This is a genomic window from Paraburkholderia sp. BL6669N2 (assembly GCF_003387275.1).
Taxonomy (GTDB): Bacteria; Pseudomonadota; Gammaproteobacteria; order Burkholderiales; family Burkholderiaceae; genus Paraburkholderia.
The window spans coordinates 2,308,592-2,328,437 of record NZ_QUNA01000002.1; the positions used below are offsets into that span (position 1 = coordinate 2,308,592).

Consider the following 19,846-nt stretch of genomic DNA (forward strand, 5'->3'; position numbering starts at 1 on the left):
AACGAAACAGCCGCGCGGATTTTTCAAGTCCGCGCGGTTTTTTTATGGCCGCGCGCGCCCCGGTCTGCGTCGGTTTGCGCCTTGTCGGCAATGTCACCGCGCTCGGCGGCGGCACGGTGCGCGACGTTCGGCTCGGTCACTATCCTCTTGCGTGGATCTCGCATCCAGATTACGTTCTCATTACAATCGGAGCGGCGTCGATAGCCGCGGCGTGCGCGAGGTGGCTGCGCAACTGGCAAAGGCTCTTCGTCACGGTCGACGCGATCGGCTGCGACGTGGCCGCCGCGCAGGCCGCAAGCCCCGCCATTGTCGTGCTGGCCAGCGCGATCATCGGCGTGTGCTGCGGCATGTTGTGCGACGTGCTGTGCAACCAGATGCCGCTGGTGTTTTGCGTCAGGAGTTGTACGCGAGCATCGCCCAGCGCCGGCGTCGTGTATGTCGCTTTGCAAGCCTGCCGCGTCGCGCCGGAACCGGTGTCGCTCGTGCTGCTAGTAAGCGGTTTCGCGATGCGCATGCTGGCCGCGCGTTTCCGCTTGTAACTCAAGGCATTCACCGCCGCCGATTCGGGCGGCACAAGTTAATCGAGCTGTTCGTTATGCGCATCCAATGATCCAGAAGAAGAAATCGCAGTCGCACGATCCCTATACGCCCGTCGCGAAGCACCCCTTGCTGGCCGCGCGCCTGCCAAGGTGGCGTTCGAAATTCATCGTCCTGCTGGTGTTCGGCGCGTTCGCCTCGCTCGCGGGACGCGCGTTCTGGGTGCAGGTGGTGAACCAGGACTTCTACGTCGATCAAGGGCAAAAGCGCTATCAGCGCACCATCGAACTCGACGCGACGCGCGGGCGGATCGTCGATCGCAACGGCTCGATGCTCGCCGTCAGCCTCGCAACCTACGAGATTTGGGCTTCGCCCAAGCTGATCGACGAAGCGGCTGTCGCGCCGCTCTCGAAGCTGCTCGATCTGCCGCTCGCGGAGCTGCGCCGGCGTCTGAACGGCGACAAGACCTTCGTGCTGCTCAAGCGTCAGGTGGATGCCGAGACCGCCGGACATCTGTCGAAATTGGGCCTGGCGGGCATCACGCAGATCGCCGATTCGAAGCGCTTTTATCCTGAAGGCGAATCGGCGGCGCACGTGGTCGGCTTCACGGATATCGAGGACAACGGCCAGGAAGGCGTCGAACTCGCCGCCAACGAACAACTGCTCGGTGTGCCCGGCCAGCGCGAAGTGATCCGCGACCGGCTGGGGCGCGTGGTGTCCGAAACGCGGCCGCTCGTGCCCGCGCAGAACGGCGATACCATCCACCTGACGATCGACCGACGGATCCAGCAGCTCGCTTATGCGCAACTCAAGGAAGCGATCGCCAAACATCACGCCGAAGCCGGTAGCGTAGTGGTGCTCGACGCGCGCAACGGCGAGATCCTCGCGCTCGCCAACTACCCGAGCTTCGATCCGAACGACCGCGCCCGCCTGACCGGCCGCCAGTTACGTAACCGCGCGGTGGTCGATACCTTCGAGCCGGGCTCAACGATCAAACCGGTGGTCGTCGCGCTCTCGATCGATGAGGGCAAGGTGCGGCCGCAGAGTGTGATCGATACCGCGCCCGGATGGTACAAGATTGGGCCGGCCGTGATCCACGACACCTCGAATCATGGCGTGATGACCGTCGCCGAAGCCGTGCAGAAGTCGAGCAACATCGCGCTCGCCAAGCTCGCGTTGAATCTGCCGGCCGAAAAGATCTGGACCAAGTATCAGGAATATGGGCTCGGTTTGCGCCCGGAACTGACGTTTCCGGGCGTGGCATCCGGCAAGGTGCGTCCATACAAACGCTGGCGTCCGATCGAACAGGCGACCATGGCGTATGGCTACGGGCTGTCCACCTCGCTATTGCAGATGGCGCAGGTGTACACGGCCTATGCCGGCGACGGCACCATGCATCGCGTAAGTCTGTTGCGCAACGGAGCGGGCGCGGCCGCGCCATCCGACGACAAGCGCCACGCGGTCACGACGCCGGCCACCGCGCGTGCCATCCGCTCGATGCTGGAAATGGCAACCGGTGTGGGTGGCACAGGCCGCGCGGCGACCGTGGAGGGCTACCGGATCGGCGGCAAGACCGGCACGGCACGCAAACAGGTCGGCGCGACTTACGCGAAAAATCGCTACCGCGCGCTGTTCGTCGGCATGGCGCCGATGAGCGACCCGCGGCTGATCGTTGCGGTGATGATCGACGATCCGGCGGGCAAGGCGTTTTATGGCGGGACGGTGGCCGGCCCGGTGTTCAGCGGCGTGACGAGCGGAGCGCTGCAGTTGCTGGGTGTGCCGCCGGACGCGCCGGGTACTTGAACGAGAGCTTCGGGCGGCATGCGGGGAGCGAGCGAGGCGACGCGAGGCGCGAGCGTCAGCGCCTCAGATCAACGTGCCATCTGCGCATCGCCCGCTGCTGCCAGCGCCTCGATGCGATTGCGGCCGTTGCGTTTGGCCTGATACATCGCGCGATCGGCATCTTCTATCATCGCGCCGCCCAGTTTGGCCGCCTCGCTCGGCGTGCCGCTGATCGTGCGCGCCGCCACACCGATCGACACCGTCAGGACGATGCGCTCGCCATGATCGTCCTGCAAAGCCAGCCGTTCGACCGCCAGCCGCACACGCTCGGCGACGGTAAGCGCGTCGGCCCGGTCGCCTTGCAGCAGCGCGGCGAATTCTTCGCCGCCATAACGCGCCACGGTGTCGCCGAGACGCACCTGTTGCCGCACACAAGCCGCCACCGCCGCCAGTGCGCGGTCGCCGGTCTTATGGCCGTAGGTGTCGTTAATGCGCTTGAAGCTGTCGATATCGATGAACAGACACGCCACCGGCACGCCGTAGCGACAGGCGCGCATGATCTCCTCGCGCATCCGCTCGTCGAAATAGCGGCGATTGGCGAGGCCCGTCAATGAATCGGTCATGCCCAGTTGCTTGAGCCGCTCGCGATGCGCGACGTTGTCGAGGCTCGCTGTCACGATGCTCGCGAAGCGCTCCAGAATGTCGGTGGCCATGCCTTCGGCGAAACGCGCCGGGTCGTCGCTGCCGAGACAGAGATAGCCGCTCGCGGCATCGCCCACGGCAAGCGGCAAAACGATTGCGCTCGCGGGGACCGCGCCGTCGCCGAAGAATGCACGCCGCGCCGAATCGCCCATGCCGTGCAGCTTGCCGAGCCACGGCCGGCCCGCTTCGCACAAACCTTGCGCGGCAAGGCCGCCTTCGCGCGAGACCAGCAGCTTCGACTGATCGAGTGCGCGCAAGGCGGCCGGCTCGAGCAGCTCGCGCAGCATTGGCGCGCGGTCGTCGAGCCAGAGCGTCACGCCCGTCAGCGAAAATTCCCGCGGCAATTGAGTGAACAGCGTGTCGAGAAACGATGCGAAGTCCTGAGCGCCGATTAAACGTAGCTCGACGTTCTGGAAGCGCCGCAACGTGCGCTCGTTGTGCTGCACGGTATCGACGAGCGAACGAAGGCGCTCGGAAAGCGGCGTTTGGGCAAGGTTCGTCACGTTATCTGGGGCGGCCCCGAAGGCGAAGCGGGGTTGGCGACCCCAATCGCTGTAATAACGGCGGATCTCGCCGGGTCTTGAGGGTCCGATCGCGCGACTACGCTTTTACGCGGTCCGCTTTTCGCCTTCTTAAGTCTGGCTTAATTCTTTGCTGCAACCATGAGGCACAACATCCCCTGTTGAAGCCGCCAGAGCACCGGCGGCGCTTTTTCCCCGGGGTGTCGACGACGCGCCAGAAGATGGGCTGCAGGCCCGCGAAGAAGGAGTCAGACCATGGTTGAAGACACGGTATTCGAGCATCTGCGCGCCATGCCCGGCAACGACTGGGTCAGCCAGATTCACTCATGCAAGGTCTCGGACCCGCTGCAGCATCCTTGGGGTCGCTCATACCGGCTCGTCGAATGGACCATGAAGCACACGCCCGAATCAAGCCACCGCGTGGTGCCCGCCGAGAGCACGCCGCTCGAGATCGCTCAAGCTGTTGTCTCGCACGTGCCGGGCCGCCGTTTTTGCCAGGACGGCAACGAATAACCAGCAGCGCGCCGATCACGCGCCGCGCATTCGGCGCTCTAGCCGCGCGCGGCGATCGATGTGCAGTGGTCCAATGCATCCTCCAGCCGGTCGTTGCCCCAGAACATTTCATCGCCGACAAAAAACGTCGGCGCGCCAAAAATGCCACGAGCCGCGGCCGCCGCGGTTTGTTCACGCAAGCGTAGTTTGTTCGCGTCGCTTTGCGCTTCGGCGATGATCTCCGCCGCCGGCAAACCCAGTTCATCGAGCGCTTCGCTCACCACTTCCGTCGAACCGATATCGCGGTCATGCGCGAAGTTCAGTTGCATGATCTTGCGGCAATAGGCGGCGATCCATTCGCGCTGCGCGCCGAGCAGCGCCACGCGCATCGCAAGAAGGGCGGCGCGCGGAAACGTGGAGGGACGCTTCAGGGCGATGCCGTATTTGCGGCATTGCCGTTCCATGTCCTTCCACACATACGCACCCTTTTCCTTCTGAAGGACGAACGGCGAATTGTCGAAACCGAGATCGCGAAACACCGGCCCCAACAGGAACGGACGCCAGTGAATCCGCACGCCTCGCGCAGCGGCCTCCGCTTCAATGCGCATGACGCTGAGGTAGCTGTAGTTGCTGCCGAAGTCGAACCAGAAATCGATTTCCGGTACTTGCGTGGGCACGCGCGTTGCTGATTCGTTCATCTTTGCCCTCCAGTCATTCGTAACCGGACCGCGCTTATGTCTTGCAAAGCTTAACAGTCGGACAGAGCGCGTGTCCCTATGATGGCCCTTCACACCGCTACGTCAGATGCTCATAACATGATGAAGTATCCCTACGACATTCTCACCGCCGCGTGTCTTTTCATCATCGTGGTTTCCACGTCAATCATGCTCGCGCTGTCCTGAGCGATTCGCACCCTCTGGCGCGGCAACGGGAAACCTAGGTACGCGCGCTACCTAGGCACGCACGCTACGCGTTTCCGTAAAAAGACGGGATATACTGTACATATATACAGTACTTTTCGTCTGAGCAATGCGCCTTCCACCCTTTGAACCTCCCACGCTCGCCGAGCTGCGCGCCTGGTGGCGCACGCGCGACGAGCAGGCCGTCCAGCGGCTCATCCTCGAAATCCAGCGGCAGCGGCTCACGCTGCTGGAATTGCGCAATCTGATCGACGGCGGCGTCCAGCAGGCGCGTGCCGCGGACCGCACGCTGGTCGAGCGTGGCGAACCGTTGATGACACTGCGTATCAGGATCGCCCAGGAAGTGCTCCGGGTCGGCGAGATCGACGACACGCGGCAAATGAGCCGCGCCGAACAGGAAAGGCTTGCGGTTCGCACCGAAGGCCAGATGGACTACGCGCGCGAAGGCCGCCTCAGGCGACAGCGCCGCAATATCTAGCGCAAACGCGACCTCGCTGCCGCAGCGGTTAAGCGAGGCCGCGCCATTCGATCAGCGCGTTTGCGTGGCCACGCGCAGGCCGAGCGAAATGAACAGCACGCCGATGATCTTGTTCTGCCAGCGCGTCAGCCACGTCAGACGCTTGACGAATTTGCCCAGCGGACGAATTGTCAACACGATCAACGTCGTATAGAGCGCGCTCATGCCGACAAAAATCAGCCCGAGCGTGGTGAACTGCAGAAATGTGGAACCGTGTTCGGGACGAACGAACTGCGGCAGAAACGCGAGAAAAAACAGCGCGGTCTTGGGATTCAATACTTCGGCGGGAATGGCCTGAAAGAAGGCTTTCGAGGCCGACACCGGCGCGACGGCCGGCATATGAGCGCTTGCCTGTTTCTCACGCAACGCGCGAACGCCGAGATACACCAGGTAGGCGGCGCCGACGAACTTGACCGCGTTGAAGGCCAGCGCCGAAGTCATTAGCAGCGCCGACAGGCCGACCGATGCGCCCAGCGTATGAATGAAATCGCCAACCGCAATGCCAAGGCCGGTGAGAATGCCGGCCTTGCGGCCGCCGTGCACGGTGCGCGTCAACACCAGCAGCACAGCCGGACCGGGAATCAGAAAGAGCCCGAGTACAACGGCAACGAAAGTCCCTAGCGTGGATAGATCAAGCATGTCGTCTCCCTGGTGACGCGCTGTTTGCAGCGAACAGGCGCGCGCGTTCAGCGGAAGATTGTAGACCAATGGGTGATTTCTGATTCGCGCGCGCCCTGTCTGCCGTCTGCTGCATTGCTATCACTTACACGATAAACGCGCGGCGAGCGGCCGGCACAATGCACGCCGCAAACGGGCTCGCGGGTCTTGCAGAGTCGTCTCCGAGATAGTCCGTCAGCGGCCGCTGATCCGTTACCATGGCGGGCACGACGCCGCGTGCGGCCCGTATTTTTTATCTAACGAACTCCTTGCCTTGCCCACTTACACCCTGCCCGCGGCGTTGAGCGCGGAACTCGAGATACGCAAGAGCCGATTTATTGCGTACGCGATACCGGTTGCCGACCGCGACGCCGCGATGGCCGAATTGCGGCGCCTGCGCGACGAGCATCCTGCCGCGACGCATGTCTGCTGGGCTCTGCTGGCTGGCGGCCAGTCCGGCATGTCCGACGACGGCGAGCCCTCCGGCACCGCTGGCCGGCCGATTCTCGAAGTGCTGCGGCATCACGACCTGGACGGCGTGCTGGCCGCCGTCGTGCGCTACTACGGCGGCGTGAAGCTCGGCGCAGGCGGTCTCGTGCGTGCGTATACCGATGCGATCGCTTCGGCGCTGCTGGATGCGCCGCGTGTCGAGCGCATCGCGCAGGTTTCGCTGACCGTCGAGGTCAGTTACGCCGACGAGGCGAAAGTGCGTCGATGGATCGACGCCGAAGGCTATGCGCTCGTGGACAGCGCCTACGCGATGCTGGTGAAAATGACGATCCGTTTGCCCATCAATGCGGTGGATGATGCGCAGCGAGCGTTGGTGGATATGACTCAGGGAAAAGCCGGCTTCTTCTGACGGCGTGCGTGCCTCGTCCTTAAAGGAGGCCGAGCGCGCCCCGATTAAGAGATGCCAGGGTGCAAGCCGCTGTTACCATGTTGTTTATTCCCCGGAACGACTCAATTTAATAGGGTAACTCCTCTGACCTCGACCGCCGTTTTTTCCAGCATAGCGCCTGAGTCGCCGCATCGGAGCGCGTCTGTGCCGCAGTCGCTCGATGCCATGCGTTCACCGTTGACTTCGACCGTGCTCAAGGGATGCGGCACGCTCGCGCTGCCGTTGATGCTCTCCGCCTGCTCGTGGTCGTGGTTCGGCCTGAATACCTCGGCACGCGCGGTGGCGCATCCGACCGGCTGGCTCAGCGTCGCGCCCGCAAGTGACTTCGCCTATGTGCCCGCTCGCGACGGACAAGTTTCGCCGAACCGCATCGAAAACACGGCGATGACGGGCATCGTGCTCAAGAACGACATCAATGAAACCGTGCGCAATGGCATTGTGAAGAGCCTGCGGATCGCCGGTTTTCATCTCGACGGGGGCAAGCGGATCCTCAGCGGCAGCATCGAGACATTCACGGTGGACGACACGCGCTCGCCAGCGTTGTGGACATTGAAAATGCGCTACGTGGTGACCGACGCCGCAACCCAGAAGGTTGTGTTCTCAACCACCAAGACGGTCAAACAGAAGTCGCCGAAGTTCACCAGCAGCACCATCGCCATTGAAGACACGGTCAAGCTGAGCGTCGACGCATTGATCGACGATCCGGGGTTTGTCAAAGCGGTGAATTAAGCGCACCCTCGACATCGGTCTCACCAGCTTCGCTACAATCGCACAAGGGTGTCGCGCGCGCCGTCTCGCCGCGCGGCCCGTCGCAACTGCGTTCTTTCTATGTGCGAGCCGTCATGTCCATCACCGCCTGGCTGTTCTTTCTGCCCGCCTGCTTCGCGATCAATCTCGCGCCCGGGCCCAATAATCTGCTGTCCATCAACGTGGCGGCGCGTCATGGTTTCATGACCGCGTTTGTCGGCGGCACGGGGCGTCTGGTTGCATTCGCAGTGATGCTCGTGCTTGCCGCAACCGGTCTCGCCGTCGTACTGCACGCGTCGGAGTGGTTCTTCCTCGCGATCAAACTGGCCGGCGCTGGTTATCTGATCTGGTTGGCCATTCAGTTGTGGCGCAGCGATGCGCCCACCATCGACACGACGCAGCAGGAAGATGCCTCGCTTACGCGGGTCGCACGCAGAGAGTTCCTCGTGGCTGCCGGCAATCCGAAGGCTATTCTGGTGTTCACCGCGTTCTTGCCGCAATTTGTCGATATTGCCAAGCCGATGTTGCCGCAGTTTGCCGTGCTGGGAGCGAGTTTTCTGGTGTTGGAGTGGTTCGCTATCGCGCTGTATTCGTGGGCGGGGATGTATCTCGGGAAGTGGTTGGTGCGTGCGAGAGTAAGGCGGTGGTTTAATCGGTGCTGTGGGGGCTTTCTGGCGGCGATTGGGGTGGGGTTTTTGATGGTGAGGCGGGGGTGACGGGGCACGCCGCCGTTCGCCGTACCCCTTCCTGCTAATACCAGTCAGGGGACGCCAGTACACGTCCGCGTGTCACCCACGTTGTCGATAAAGTCCATGAACTCTTCGAGATGTGATTCGGCGTTAACGTAACGTTGTTCGTTTTTTCCGCATACCAGAAGTTCGGCAACGTGCCTGACGCAAGCCTCCTCGAGAGGTTGTGCTTCCCGCGGTCCAGGCAACGCATTGTCTTGCAGAAATTCCGCACATTTCCGCTGATAACAGAACAGCATGACAGGGACGTTGTAGACAAAACTAACGATGGCGCCGTGCAGCTTCGAGGTGACCGCGCAGGTCGCGCCTGCGAGCAGATCTATGATCCCGGTAATCGAATCGCTGTATTTGAATCGACTCACGCGCACATACAATGGCGAGAACAGACGCGCAATGTCTCCTGTCACCGCGACGCTCTCGTCGTCAAGTGAGACAAACAAGACTTCATCGACCAGTCGCTGGCTGTCTACTTCGGCAAGTATCGCAAGCACCGTGTCGATATATTGTCGTAGATGAATAGATACGATCAGGGTTCTCTGAGCTTCAAGTCTGCGTTTTGGCGTGTAAATGGCAGGCAACGCGAATGCCAGATCCTTGAGGTTCGCGGGTACCAAACTCGCCGCTGCTGCGATCTCATCAACAGATGCTTCGTCGCGAACGGCAATACGCGGTACATCTTTGAGAACATCCAAAAACCGGTCCCGCCGCTCTATCGTTTCGAAGGGCCCAATCGACACACCAACTGCGGCGACAGGCTTGCCGAGACGCCGTCCCAGATTAACAACCAGGTTTGCGAAGGAAAGCGAAGCATGGGCGCCGAATAGCGAGCCGCCACCAAATATCACCGCCTGAGCGCGTAATATCGCAGCCGCATATGTCACGCACCGCGCCGCTGCGCCAATTGCCCCCCGCCGCGCCCAGAAGGCCCGCGCAACCGGCAAGTGGAACGAATGCGTCAATTCCTGCGTGGTCGTCGCACCGACAATCAGCGGCTGAATGCCTCCGATCCTAAAGGATATCGATTGCAACAGATATCCGAACAGGTCGTCGCCAAAGTTATGGCGTCCGTAGAATCCGAAGAAAGCAATGCGTTTCCCTTGGCGGACAGAAGTGGGTTGGGCACTTCCGGAGCAAGACTCTCGAGCGGAAGCGCGGTCCAATGCATCGTCTGGCGTAGTCATCTCAATGTCCCGTGTGAAAATCTTTAACCACAACGTGTGACTCCAAGTCGTGTTCAGGTGTCAACAGACGCCGGTACACCGTGACATAAGAACGAAAAAGTCGGGTATCGCCAAACCGGGCTACCGCGCGCGCACTCGCAGCTGCACCCATCCGGATGCGTAGCGCCGCGTCGTCGATCAGGCGGCGTGTGTAGCGCTCCAGCTCTTCGTCGTCGTTCGCCAGAAAGCCCGTCACACCGTGGACAATCACATCGCGATTTCCGACGATGCGGCTGGCAACTGCTGGAAGTCCGGCTGCCTGCGCTTCGATCAGGGCTATCGGCATGCCTTCCCAAAGCGAAGGCAGAACAAAGATGTCGCACTGCCGCAGTCGGCGCCGAAGCTCCGGCGCAGCGATCCACCCACTCAACTGAACCACGTCGCGATCGATCCAGCGATCGATGGCATCGCCTTCCCCGTTACCGAACCATACAAAGCGAGCATTGGATGTCGCCACGACGCGTTGAGCAAGGCGTGTGAAGCGCCACGGCGCCTTCTGATAAGCGACCCGTGCTGACGTGCATAGGACGACCTCTCCAAGGCGCCGTTGGCTTCGGCTTAATTCGATATCGTCTAGCTTCACTGCATTCTCGACCAGACTCGTTCGCTCGGCGTTCTTGAAGAGCATTCGTGCATAACGCAATTCACTCTTTGAGCAGGCAACAATGTGCCCACCGCACGCATGCAGCATCCGTTCAAAGAGCAGAAGGAGCTTGGCCTTGTATGGCGAGATGTCCTGCTTCAGAAAGGCGAAACCATGTGGCGAATAAATGGCGCGTGAGGCAATACCAAGTAGACGCGTGGAAACCCGCCCTAATGCCCCTGCTTTCGAAGAATGAAGATGAACAATGTCAGGTCGCTCCCAAAACAGGTCAACGGTAAGTCGGGACAGGCTGACAAGATCGCGAAGGCCGATCGCGGCACCCATCGCGACTACCTTACGGCGTACCCGGGGATCGAACAACTCATCCAGTTTCGCGGACGGCGGCGTGTCCTGGCGCACGGAATGCAGCACGACGACGTCGTCGCCGGCGGCTGCCTGACGATTGGCAAGCAGGACAATACAATGCAGCACGCCGCCGCCCAGTGCTTCTGTCACGTGTACAATTTTTTGACGCATGGCCGCTCACCCCATATCCTGTAATGCGGGCGCGACTCGATACGGGAGGAATGGAGATTCTCCGCGTCCTTCTTCATCGCTCATGTTGTGGATTCGTCCTGCGAGCGCAATCAGTCCAATGACGAACAGACACATCGCCAGGTTCCTGTTCATACGCCCAGCAGGCGGAGAAAACTGGCGCCACAGCATGACGAGCATGAGGTTGACAAGAATCAACTGGAAGCGGATACCGGCATAGCTCACCTGGGTCATGCCGTACAGACAGGCCGCCAACACCGCACATATCAGCCAACCGACAGGCGGAATGGAGAATTGCCGTCGGTACACAATCATCACGCCGAGCATCCCTATCTGAATCAGAAGGAAGAGCAGGCCAGACGACGCGTTCGGTGCGGATATCCCGGTGTACAGACTTGCCTTGTCGGTAAAGTAGTCCGGCATCAGAAGTGAGCCGCCCAGGACAACCATCGCAGCAGTCAGGATCATCAACGTGTTGCCCCGCCGGGTCGTTGCAACAAAAAGGATGAACAGGAGCGCCGACGAGAAATGGACAGAGGTGCTGATTGCCGCGTATATGAAAAATCGAGTTGGCTTCCGCTGTGGCGATATGCTCGTCGCCATCAGAAAGATGGATGATGCGAGACCGTATCGCATCACGTTCATCGTCAGTTCGTAAAACATGCCAGGTACAATGATCAGGCCGCCGAACCAGATACCAAAGCGACTGCGCGAAATGGACCACAGCAAAAGTAGCGCGGTGGTCATCGAAATGCTGTTGACGACGAACCGCGGGTCGGGATTGATGTACCAAAGAAGTTGCGCGTAAGCATTAAATAGCGGTTCACCCCCGTAGCCATTCCCCTGGCCGAGGTCCGTAAACGCCTGGTAATACGCTGCAGTGTCGGTACCACAATGCCCGCGCAAAGCGGCCAACGCGATCATAGGCAGTGCGCAGGTGAGAACGACAACGGGGTTGGTTCCTCCATAGGCAATGCACAATGCAAGGCCGAAGTAGAAGATCAGCAGCGGCATGAAGTAGTACATCATGGTGCGTACCCCGCGGACTGATCCTTTTCAACCAGAATTGCGAGCAGGTTTTTCACGTGAATCTCCGCGATAACACGCAACGACGGAGATACTTAAGCATGCTCAGCAGCGAAAAACATAGCCATTCAACGTTACTAACCAGGCCTCGCTTGCGAAAGGCAAGATAGTTATCCTGTTCGCCTTTCTGGATATTCCAAAGTTGAGCGCTCAGACCCGTCTGTGCACCGAACTGAGCCTTATAAACATGCGAAAGTCGGGACGGAAACAGGTATGCTTTTCCGCCGTCCATCAAAACAACTTCGAGCAACATGAAATAATCTTCCGCGTGCCGCTTTTTCTCGTCGAAACGAGCACTAACGTCCTGGCGCACCATGATGCTGGATGGCGTGAAGCGGTTGGAGAACAGGATGCGCCAACGCGACACGTGATACGGCACAGTAGTAGTCGGCCCTGGTTGTGCGTCGAATTGTTCACCGGACTTAAGTTGTGCCACGGGATGGCCGGTGATCGCCACGTCAGGATGGGCCGCCATCCATCCGTATTGGATAGCTACCTTCGCTGGATGCCAGCTATCGTCCGAGTCGAGAAACGCAATGTAGGGTTGCGTCGCGATAGCCCATGCGGCGTTACGCGCGGCCCCTGGTCCCGCATTGCGAGGCTGCTGGACTATACGGATCCAGTTAGATGGGTAGGCCTGTATCAGTTCGCCGAGGTACTTGCGAGTGCCATCCGTGCTGCAATCGTCGACCAGAATCAACTCTTGGGGGCGACATGTTTGCCGGAACACTGATTCGACCGCGCGTCCGATCGTGTCGCAGCAGTTGAAGCATGGAATGACTACGCTTACTGGAGCATGTTCGCACAGCGATTGGAGCGCCTTTTGAGCGCGTCGCAGGACCTCACTTGCGGGCGCCGGTTTGCGCTGTGGCTCCGAGAGGAAATGGCGCGCGCACAGCAACGATAGCGCTGCCCACAAGATTTCACCGGCGACCGAGGCGGCCGCCGCCCCGGCGATACCCGCGCGTAAGACACCAATGATTCCCGCTATCAGGCTGAACAACAGCGCAACGGCGGCACAGCGATTGCGCACTTGAATCAGATCGCGGGTAGTCATCACCGAAGAGGCACTGACCGTCAGAAATCTGAATGGCGCGCTTAGCGTCATGAATGCGACCACGCAAACGGATTGTTCGTATTGCTTGCCGAATACCAGCGGAATCGCGGTCGGCGCGAGCAGCACCGCAATGCCCGCCAATACGACGCCCAATGCAAACATCCATTTGTTGCCAACGCGATATGCCCGTTCGAGACGCTCATCCCCGGACGCGGCCCAGCGATGGAATCGCGGCATCAAGAGCTTTTGAAACAGAACCGTCGGCAAGAGGTAGAGCGCCGTCAGAATCGTCACGGCCACACCGTAGATGCCCACATCCTGCGGCGTGCCGAGATGCGAGACGATCAAAAGGCCACTTTGCCCGTACGCAAAGAACAACAACCCGGACACGCCGAACGGCATTGCGCTACGCCATAGCTCCGCGACCGATGGCGTCGGCAAAACCCGGTTCATGTCCCCGGCGCCAGACTTCGACCCATGTCCTACCAGTTCCGCTTCCCCACTGCGCAACAGAGAAATCGATTGCCAGGCGCCGAGGGTCACCAACGCGCCGACGCAGCCGAAGCCGAGCGCAATTGCCTCACTGCCTGCGCCCAACTGCCAGCACAAGGCAACCAGCACGAGCCGCCCCGCGTGCTGCAGCGCCTGCCACATCGCGACGCGGCCGAACCTTTCCTCGAGTTGCAATTTCACGGAGGACATTTCAACTGCACCTTGGGTCAGCACCACAGGGAGCATCAATAGCAGGAGATCACGAGTCCGCCTATCAGGCATGCCTAAACACGCCCAGATGGCCCCTCCGATCAGACACACGAAGGCACTGCGAACGACAAAGCTCATCGACGGCGCCATCCATCGTCTGGCCGCCCAGCCTTCAGTGCCATATGCCTTCAACCAGAAGGACGGCACGCCGAAGCCAACGGCAGGGGCAATGATCGTAACGACGGCGAGTGCTGTGGCGAAACGCCCGTATTCCGCCGACGACAGAGAACGTGCGAGCATCGCCTGCACGGCGAATGCCAGCCCTGCTGACGCCAGCGCGCTGACCGACAGCAGCGACACCGCCCGGGCGTCCCGAAATCGCAAATTCATCGCACTGCCCCGTCCAGCGTGGCCCGATCGCCCGAGTTCCCAGAGCGCGTGTAGCGGTAGGTGCCGTAGGTCGCCCCGTAGCGGAAACGTCCAGCATGAGGGTCGATTCCGTTGAGTACCACGCCTCTCACGTCGACGCCAACCTGCCCCAAGCGGCGCGCACTTTCATTGAGCTCCGCCGGTTTGGTGACGCCGGCGCGGGCCACCAGGAAAACGTTGCCGCTTGCATAAGGGGCAAGAATCGCCGCGTCCGGCACGGGAAGAAGCGGCGCCGTGTCGACGATCACTACGTCATAGCTCGCCGAGAGCCCACTAAAAAGGTCGCGCACTGTCGGGCGGCTCAAATGGTCGGCGGCATTCGGCACCATTGACCCGCTCGGAAGGAATTCGAGCGTCGAGCGCTCTATTTTCCGAATTGCGGCATCAAGCCCGCTCCCCCCGGCAATCACATCGGATAGACCCATTGCCGAACTGCAGCCAAAGGAGCGACTGAGTTCGCAGCGCCGAAGGTCGCCGTCGATCAGCAGAACACGTTTACCGCTACTAGCCAGCAAAGCAGCAACATTCGATGCGACAAATGACTTTCCGATGTTGGGAGACGGACCCGTGAACATGACGACGTTGCTGTTTGAATCGGCCAACGAGAACTGCAATGCCGTGCGCAGACTGCGCAGACTTTCAATGGCGGGGTCGGCCGGGTCGACGAGTGCGAGCGGACGCCGTGAAAGCACGTTGCGGCGCAGGAAACTCGGCAATCGGAAGCCACGCACACGTGCCATCGGTACAATTGAAAACACGTCGAGATCGGTCTGCTCTTCTATCTCTTGCGAATCGGATATCCCACGGAACAGGAGGTCGCGAATGAAGGCTGCTGCGGCAGCGGCAAACATTGCGAATGCAACAACGACGATGCACAGCAGCGGGCGCCACATTCGGATCGGTTGGTCGGGCAACATGGCGGTATCGAGGACGCGAACGTTCCCGATCCGTCCTGCCTGCAGAATCTGCAATTGCTCAATGTTGTTCAGCAAGCCGATGTACAGGTCGTTGCTGATCTTGACATCGCGCTGTGCCGTCACCACCTGACGCTGCGTTTCCGGCAGGCGGTCAATGCGCTGATCAAGCCCACCGGAACGCGACCTGAGCACTGATATCTGCTGATCAAGCGCAACCACGGTCGGATTAGTCGGCAAGAAGCGGGTCAATGCATCTGCGCGCTTTTGCAGCAATGCACCGAGTTGTGTTTCATTGTCGGACGATTGCTGCAGGATCTCGCGTGCGTCCCCATCGAGATCGACGGAGCCCAGCTTGCTGCGGACAGCGGCATATGCACTCTCCGCCAAGTCGAGTTTCTGCCGCAAGTCAGGCACCTGGCCGCGCAAGAAAGTCAGCGATCGTGCTGCCTGCTCCGCTTTGCGCGCCTCATTCTGATCGACATAGTGACGCGCAATATCGTTCAGGATCTGCGTGATTAATTGCGGATCGGAACCACGCAATTTGACTTGCAGAACGTTGGAATCCTTGCCCTGCTCACTGACCGAAAGCTTGCGCTGGAGTTCATCGATTGTCTGTAGACGCGATTGGCGCGTAAGCTTGAAACGCGCACCGACCGCTGCTCGAATTGCATCGACGCGCAAGGTTATCGGGCCGTCATCAGTCCGGTAAGTCTCGGTCTTGCCAATCGCGCCGACCGCGGCCCGTTCGATTCCCGCTCCAGACAGCCGATAGGTCCCGGCTTCCAGAACCGTCAGGCCGTAATGCTTTCCTTCGAGTGCTGATGGGACGTCAAAGCGATCGATACTCGCGCGTTCATCACCCCATGTATAGCCCCCCAAGCCGACTATTCCCGGACGGGATAGGCCCTTGTTCGATCGCGCGATTGCGCGGCCGATAAAGGGAAAGCGAGCGGGCTCCGCTTCGATATAGAGGCGCAGGTCGTCGACTGCCGAGGTCACGACTAGCCGCGACTGCAGCACTTGCATTTCTGTGTCAGCCGACGACTTGACGTCGAACATCGATGACAAATCCTGCCCCAGCAGCGAGGATGCTGCCGTCGCCGCAGATCCTTCATCGACCTGTGTAACGATATTGACCTGATATTGCGGATCCGATAAAAGAGCCGCGGCGATGCCGAGAACCGAGAGGACACCGAAAATCCACAGGATCATGCGACGATAAAGCACAAAGACATCGAGCATGGCGGCTAGATTGAACTCCTTGTCCGCTGCGATTGTCTGGTGCGAAACATGCGTTTGGTTCACTGCTTACCTCCGCCAATGGAGACTGCATCAAATCCGCCACCGTTGGATCGCTCAGTTAGCTTTGCCAATTTCCGCACCCAGTGGTCGACGCCGTCTACCAATGCATCGCGACAAATACGAAATGCGGTAATAGATAGTCCCATGGGGTCGTCGATATCTGAATTGTCAAAGTCTCGTATCGAGAACACTCGACCTCGCATGAGCGGATATAGCGACTCAACGCTTCGTTTCTGAGTCGCGGTCATCGTCAAAATGAGTTGCGCTTCGTTCGCGATCTCGCGGGTCAATTGCATGGCGCGATGCGCACGAATATCAATGTCGATCTCGGAAAGCGCGGCGATGGCCTTGGTCTCGGCCCGCTGGCCCGACACAGCCGCCAATCCCGCCGACCGGACGTGCACGTCCGGAAGCCGATGCTGTAGAAGCGCCGCAGCCATGGGGCTGCGGCATAAATTTCCGTGGCAAACCGTTAAAACATTGGAGATCATTTAGTTATGCAGTGAAGTGTTGACGTAGCCTTAAACCGCCGTTTTTTTTGCTCGCGACGTCATGACACGCGCCATACAGCCAACTCGCCAACCTCCAGCGTCCCTGTCCAGTCAATGAAGGTTGCAGTGAGAACAGCCTGACTGGCACCGGCAGGAACAGCGATGTGCGTAGATTGAAGTTCATGTGCTGCGCCTTGTGATTCACTCGTACCCAGCGGAATGTTGCCCAGCGCGTAGAACCGGAATGTGAATCTGATGCTCCCCGTTGCGCCCGTCGTTGCAGCGGCGCACGCGGCCGCAACGTTCTCGCCTGCGATCACAGGAAAGGGGGTTTTAGTGCTGAGCGAAAAATGCGCGTCGCGCCGATTCGGCAGAGTGAGCCTCAACGCGTACCCGGGCGCGACGATTGCGCGACTGCCCGCCGCCTCATTGACCGAGACGATCTCGCCACTTATTTCTGCTGACGCAGCAGGCGATGCGCTCCAATGCGTGAGTGCATTCCACAACGTGCCAGGTTTATCCGAAGCGAAGACACTGTCCACATTAAGCACACTCCCGCGCCAAGGCAGAGCTTGAACTTGTTGAAAGCTCATCGCGGTCAATGATTCGACAGGCACCTCATCGCCGATCAGAGGCGTGAGCGCGCCCTGCTGCGGCGACTCCAAACGCCACTCGACTCCGGACGCACTGAACTTTGCCGTTCCCGCCACTAATCGACGAGGTGCGTTGGTGAGTTCCTTGCGCTTCCAGTGTCTCGGCAACACAATCGAGTCTCGGAAAACGGTTCGAAGAGCTTGGCCACTCTCCGTCGCGTTCACCAGCAATCCGTCGATGCCCTCGAAGTGACAGTGGTTGAATGCCACCGTACCGAAACACGCGTCGCTACCGAAATGCACCACGTCGCCATTGAAATCGAACGAACAGGCATCGAACATGAAATCCATACTGTCAGATTGGATGTCGATGGCACGCGCAGAACCCGATATCGTGCAATCGACGAACGTCATCCGTTCGCCACTATTCTGGCTTCGTCGTTCGCCTCGAGCCACGTAAATGCCATGTTCGCGATTCTGTTCAAACCGTGACGAAAACCACGTGCTGAGGTACGTATTGACCGGATCGATCCGGAGCGCACCGCGCCAGCCGCTGACCACGATATTGCGGCCACCCGCGTCCCGAACAACTCCAGAGAATTCCGTTTGGCGGTTGCCCATCACTATCCCCCACCCTTCAGCCCGCGCGGTACCCGGCCCAAGGATCGAGATCGCGCCCCCTCCACCGTCGAGGAACGGCGAGCGATCACCAGGGAAACGCAACTCAGTCGGAGGTAGCGCAGTCTCGTTTCTACAGGTCAAGCCGTCCAAACCGGCTGGCAAACTGGAGAAGTCGAGCAAAACGCCACCCACCGAACAGAGCTTGATCCAGGGCGCGGTCTCGATCGTTTTTGTTAGAACGTATCGGCCCGACGGCATCAGCAACGCCGGCAAGCAGGATGTGTCGTGTGTACGCAATGCAATGTTGCGTACGAAGTCGATGGCGCGCAGGAAGGTGCCGGTGTCATCGCTAGCGCCCGTTCCCTTCCTGGCGAACTCATCCAACCATCGAAACCCGTGCGGTGTTTGCTTCTCCGTGGTTTGAGCCCACCCTCGCGAAACGACGGACGCACCCAGTACCGTAGCGCCGGCAGTGAACCCCATTATGGAACGGCGGTTCATGATTGCCTCGAGATCAGGTGCCGGATCTCTACGAAACTAAATCCGGCAATCATTTCGCCACCAGACCGGCGGTGAGACCAGCGTTTATACCAGGAAGTAGAAGACTCAACACACGGCTGAAACGAACGAGTCCATTGCCGTCGACATAAACAATGTCCTTCGGCTGCAACTCGAATTGGTTGGCGAGGATCATAGACACTGGCGAAGCGGCGTCGAGATGGAAAACGCGCGCATCTTTGCCGAGGCCGCGGATCACATAAAGCTGCGCGGCGTCCGCAGTCGTTGCGCTAATGCTGCCGGCCTGTGAGAGGGCGTCGCTTAACGTCAGTTGACCGTTGCGAAGCGGTAGTGCGGTGCCTGGCTTCGTCACCTCACCCAACACGAACGTGCCGCTGTCTTCTCTCGCCGACACGCGAACCAGGTCGCCCGGACGCAGCATGATGTTCGAAGGATTCGAGCCGCGCTGTAGCAGTTTGGGGAAGTTGATGTCGTAAGATTGGCCGTCGCGGGTCAGTGAAATTCTGCTTTGATCTGCGCTCGAACTAAAACCGCCTGCATGACTGATTGCGTCATAGAGCGAGGTCGGGATGTCGTTAATTGGCTGAGCTCCGGGCGTATGTACTTCGCCGTCGACGTATATCTGCTTGGCGCGAAACGAGGCCATCCGCACCGTCACTTGAGGATCACGGAACGACTTGCCTAGCTCTATCGCCAGTTGTCTTTGGATTTCGTCTATCTTCATTCCTTCGACGCGTATGCTGCCGGCAAACGGAAATCGAAGTCGGCCAGTATCATCAACGATGAAACCGGACGGCGGGTCATAGGCGCGCGCATTTGCGGGCGGCTGTGCGCCCATTGCTGCGGCCAATTCCGGGTGATCCCAGACCGTGATCTGAAGTACATCGCCAACACCGACCGTATATGCGGATGCGTGCCCAAGCAAGGCACGGGTGTTCAAATCAGCACGGCGATCAACTTCATTCTTCAGCTCGTCGAGCAACGCCAAGGTCACTTCGGTGACAGGCACGGGCAACTGCTCCACGGGTGCACCCGCGCTTGCACTGACCGCAGGTAGCAGAGCCGGGCTGTCCATCCTCATCCCCGGCGCCACCGAGCACGCACTCGCCAACAAACTTACTGCCGTCATCACGACCCCGAGCCTGAAGGCGGGTCTGGCCAGAAATACCGCTAACATCGTGTTCAACCTATTCAAACCAGCGTGCCGAGGCAACGCTCTCGCCACCCAACATCGGGCAGATGTAATCCA

At 59.9% G+C, this 19,846-nt stretch carries 18 protein-coding genes; 7 read left to right on the top strand and 11 right to left on the bottom strand.

Features of this window, described 5'->3' with window-relative positions; genetic code table 11:
* Positions 1–44 precede the first annotated feature (44 nt).
* A complete protein-coding gene (locus tag B0G80_RS32850) occupies positions 45–539 on the top strand; it encodes a trimeric intracellular cation channel family protein (protein WP_116122017.1) in 495 nt (164 codons plus the stop codon).
* A 67-nt stretch (positions 540–606) separates the two neighbouring features.
* Positions 607–2,340 (top strand): penicillin-binding protein 2, encoded by a 1,734-nt coding sequence (locus B0G80_RS32855; RefSeq protein WP_116122018.1) that lies wholly within the window; start codon positions 607–609, stop codon positions 2,338–2,340.
* 68 nt (positions 2,341–2,408) lie between these two features.
* Here the strand turns inward: B0G80_RS32855 and B0G80_RS32860 are convergent, their stop codons facing one another.
* The gene (locus B0G80_RS32860; RefSeq protein ID WP_116122019.1) at positions 2,409–3,524 is read right to left on the bottom strand and encodes a diguanylate cyclase; all 1,116 of its coding nucleotides are present in this window, start codon (positions 3,522–3,524) and stop codon (positions 2,409–2,411) included.
* 273 nt (positions 3,525–3,797) lie between these two features.
* Between B0G80_RS32860 and B0G80_RS32865 the strand changes: the two genes are divergently transcribed.
* On the top strand, positions 3,798–4,055 hold the full coding sequence (locus B0G80_RS32865; RefSeq protein ID WP_106282460.1) for a DUF2866 domain-containing protein: 258 nt from the start codon (positions 3,798–3,800) through the stop codon (positions 4,053–4,055).
* Positions 4,056–4,093: 38 nt separating this feature from the next.
* On the opposite strand, the gene B0G80_RS32870 is transcribed toward B0G80_RS32865, so the two are convergent.
* Positions 4,094–4,732 (bottom strand): 2-hydroxychromene-2-carboxylate isomerase, encoded by a 639-nt coding sequence (locus B0G80_RS32870; RefSeq protein WP_116122020.1) that lies wholly within the window; start codon positions 4,730–4,732, stop codon positions 4,094–4,096.
* 331 nt (positions 4,733–5,063) lie between these two features.
* On the opposite strand from B0G80_RS32870, the gene B0G80_RS32875 reads away from it, so the two are divergent.
* Positions 5,064–5,432, top strand: a complete 369-nt coding sequence (locus B0G80_RS32875) for a hypothetical protein (RefSeq protein WP_116122021.1) — start codon at positions 5,064–5,066, stop codon at positions 5,430–5,432.
* 51 nt (positions 5,433–5,483) lie between these two features.
* Here the strand turns inward: B0G80_RS32875 and B0G80_RS32880 are convergent, their stop codons facing one another.
* Complete coding sequence (locus tag B0G80_RS32880; protein WP_106305054.1) at positions 5,484–6,110, bottom strand: LysE family translocator; 627 nt, start codon at positions 6,108–6,110, stop codon at positions 5,484–5,486.
* A gap of 292 nt (positions 6,111–6,402) precedes the next feature.
* On the opposite strand from B0G80_RS32880, the gene B0G80_RS32885 reads away from it, so the two are divergent.
* The 3 genes from B0G80_RS32885 to B0G80_RS32895 all read left to right on the top strand — a co-directional run bounded on the left by B0G80_RS32885 (position 6,403) and on the right by B0G80_RS32895 (position 8,489).
* Positions 6,403–6,987: a YigZ family protein gene (locus B0G80_RS32885; protein ID WP_116122022.1), complete on the top strand. Its 585-nt coding sequence runs from the start codon at positions 6,403–6,405 to the stop codon at positions 6,985–6,987.
* 228 nt (positions 6,988–7,215) lie between these two features.
* Positions 7,216–7,755, top strand: a complete 540-nt coding sequence (locus tag B0G80_RS32890; RefSeq protein WP_116123809.1) for a hypothetical protein — start codon at positions 7,216–7,218, stop codon at positions 7,753–7,755.
* 113 nt (positions 7,756–7,868) lie between these two features.
* Positions 7,869–8,489 (top strand): LysE family translocator, encoded by a 621-nt coding sequence (locus B0G80_RS32895; RefSeq protein ID WP_116122023.1) that lies wholly within the window; start codon positions 7,869–7,871, stop codon positions 8,487–8,489.
* Between the two features lie 44 nt (positions 8,490–8,533).
* On the opposite strand, the gene B0G80_RS32900 is transcribed toward B0G80_RS32895, so the two are convergent.
* The 8 genes from B0G80_RS32900 to B0G80_RS32935 are packed head-to-tail and all read right to left on the bottom strand — an operon-like array spanning position 8,534 to position 19,774.
* A complete protein-coding gene (locus B0G80_RS32900) occupies positions 8,534–9,703 on the bottom strand; it encodes a polysaccharide pyruvyl transferase family protein (RefSeq protein ID WP_116122024.1) in 1,170 nt (389 codons plus the stop codon).
* 1 nt (position 9,704) lies between these two features.
* On the bottom strand, positions 9,705–10,862 hold the full coding sequence (locus B0G80_RS32905; RefSeq protein ID WP_116122025.1) for a glycosyltransferase: 1,158 nt from the start codon (positions 10,860–10,862) through the stop codon (positions 9,705–9,707).
* 6 nt (positions 10,863–10,868) lie between these two features.
* Complete coding sequence (locus tag B0G80_RS32910) at positions 10,869–11,909, bottom strand: EpsG family protein (RefSeq protein WP_116122026.1); 1,041 nt, start codon at positions 11,907–11,909, stop codon at positions 10,869–10,871.
* Positions 11,910–11,961: 52 nt separating this feature from the next.
* A complete protein-coding gene (locus B0G80_RS32915; protein ID WP_116122027.1) occupies positions 11,962–14,115 on the bottom strand; it encodes a glycosyltransferase in 2,154 nt (717 codons plus the stop codon).
* The gene (locus tag B0G80_RS32920; RefSeq protein ID WP_116122028.1) at positions 14,112–16,376 is read right to left on the bottom strand and encodes a polysaccharide biosynthesis tyrosine autokinase; all 2,265 of its coding nucleotides are present in this window, start codon (positions 16,374–16,376) and stop codon (positions 14,112–14,114) included. Before B0G80_RS32920 ends, B0G80_RS32915 begins: the two co-directional genes overlap by 4 nt.
* Positions 16,373–16,864 (bottom strand): low molecular weight phosphotyrosine protein phosphatase, encoded by a 492-nt coding sequence (locus B0G80_RS32925; RefSeq protein ID WP_116122029.1) that lies wholly within the window; start codon positions 16,862–16,864, stop codon positions 16,373–16,375. The genes B0G80_RS32920 and B0G80_RS32925 overlap by 4 nt, the downstream gene beginning before the upstream one ends.
* Positions 16,865–16,923: 59 nt before the next feature.
* On the bottom strand, positions 16,924–18,579 hold the full coding sequence (locus B0G80_RS32930) for a hypothetical protein (protein WP_116122030.1): 1,656 nt from the start codon (positions 18,577–18,579) through the stop codon (positions 16,924–16,926).
* Positions 18,580–18,628: 49 nt separating this feature from the next.
* On the bottom strand, positions 18,629–19,774 hold the full coding sequence (locus tag B0G80_RS32935; RefSeq protein WP_116122031.1) for a polysaccharide biosynthesis/export family protein: 1,146 nt from the start codon (positions 19,772–19,774) through the stop codon (positions 18,629–18,631).
* Between the last annotated feature and the right edge of the window lie 72 nt (positions 19,775–19,846).

What these genes read in the sequence shown, in the direction of transcription:
- B0G80_RS32850 (WP_116122017.1), top strand. Translation starts at nt 45, where the DNA reads ATGGCCGCGCGCGCCCCGGTCTGCGTCGGTTTGCGCCTTGTCGGCAAT.
- B0G80_RS32855 (WP_116122018.1), top strand. Translation starts at nt 607, where the DNA reads ATGATCCAGAAGAAGAAATCGCAGTCGCACGATCCCTATACGCCCGTC.
- B0G80_RS32865 (WP_106282460.1), top strand. Translation starts at nt 3,798, where the DNA reads ATGGTTGAAGACACGGTATTCGAGCATCTGCGCGCCATGCCCGGCAAC.
- B0G80_RS32870 (WP_116122020.1), bottom strand. Translation starts at nt 4,732, where the DNA reads ATGAACGAATCAGCAACGCGCGTGCCCACGCAAGTACCGGAAATCGAT.
- B0G80_RS32875 (WP_116122021.1), top strand. Translation starts at nt 5,064, where the DNA reads ATGCGCCTTCCACCCTTTGAACCTCCCACGCTCGCCGAGCTGCGCGCC.
- B0G80_RS32880 (WP_106305054.1), bottom strand. Translation starts at nt 6,110, where the DNA reads ATGCTTGATCTATCCACGCTAGGGACTTTCGTTGCCGTTGTACTCGGG.
- B0G80_RS32895 (WP_116122023.1), top strand. Translation starts at nt 7,869, where the DNA reads ATGTCCATCACCGCCTGGCTGTTCTTTCTGCCCGCCTGCTTCGCGATC.
- B0G80_RS32900 (WP_116122024.1), bottom strand. Translation starts at nt 9,703, where the DNA reads ATGACTACGCCAGACGATGCATTGGACCGCGCTTCCGCTCGAGAGTCT.
- B0G80_RS32905 (WP_116122025.1), bottom strand. Translation starts at nt 10,862, where the DNA reads ATGCGTCAAAAAATTGTACACGTGACAGAAGCACTGGGCGGCGGCGTG.
- B0G80_RS32910 (WP_116122026.1), bottom strand. Translation starts at nt 11,909, where the DNA reads ATGATGTACTACTTCATGCCGCTGCTGATCTTCTACTTCGGCCTTGCA.
- B0G80_RS32915 (WP_116122027.1), bottom strand. Translation starts at nt 14,115, where the DNA reads ATGAATTTGCGATTTCGGGACGCCCGGGCGGTGTCGCTGCTGTCGGTC.
- B0G80_RS32925 (WP_116122029.1), bottom strand. Translation starts at nt 16,864, where the DNA reads ATGATCTCCAATGTTTTAACGGTTTGCCACGGAAATTTATGCCGCAGC.
- B0G80_RS32930 (WP_116122030.1), bottom strand. Translation starts at nt 18,579, where the DNA reads ATGAACCGCCGTTCCATAATGGGGTTCACTGCCGGCGCTACGGTACTG.
- B0G80_RS32935 (WP_116122031.1), bottom strand. Translation starts at nt 19,774, where the DNA reads ATGTTAGCGGTATTTCTGGCCAGACCCGCCTTCAGGCTCGGGGTCGTG.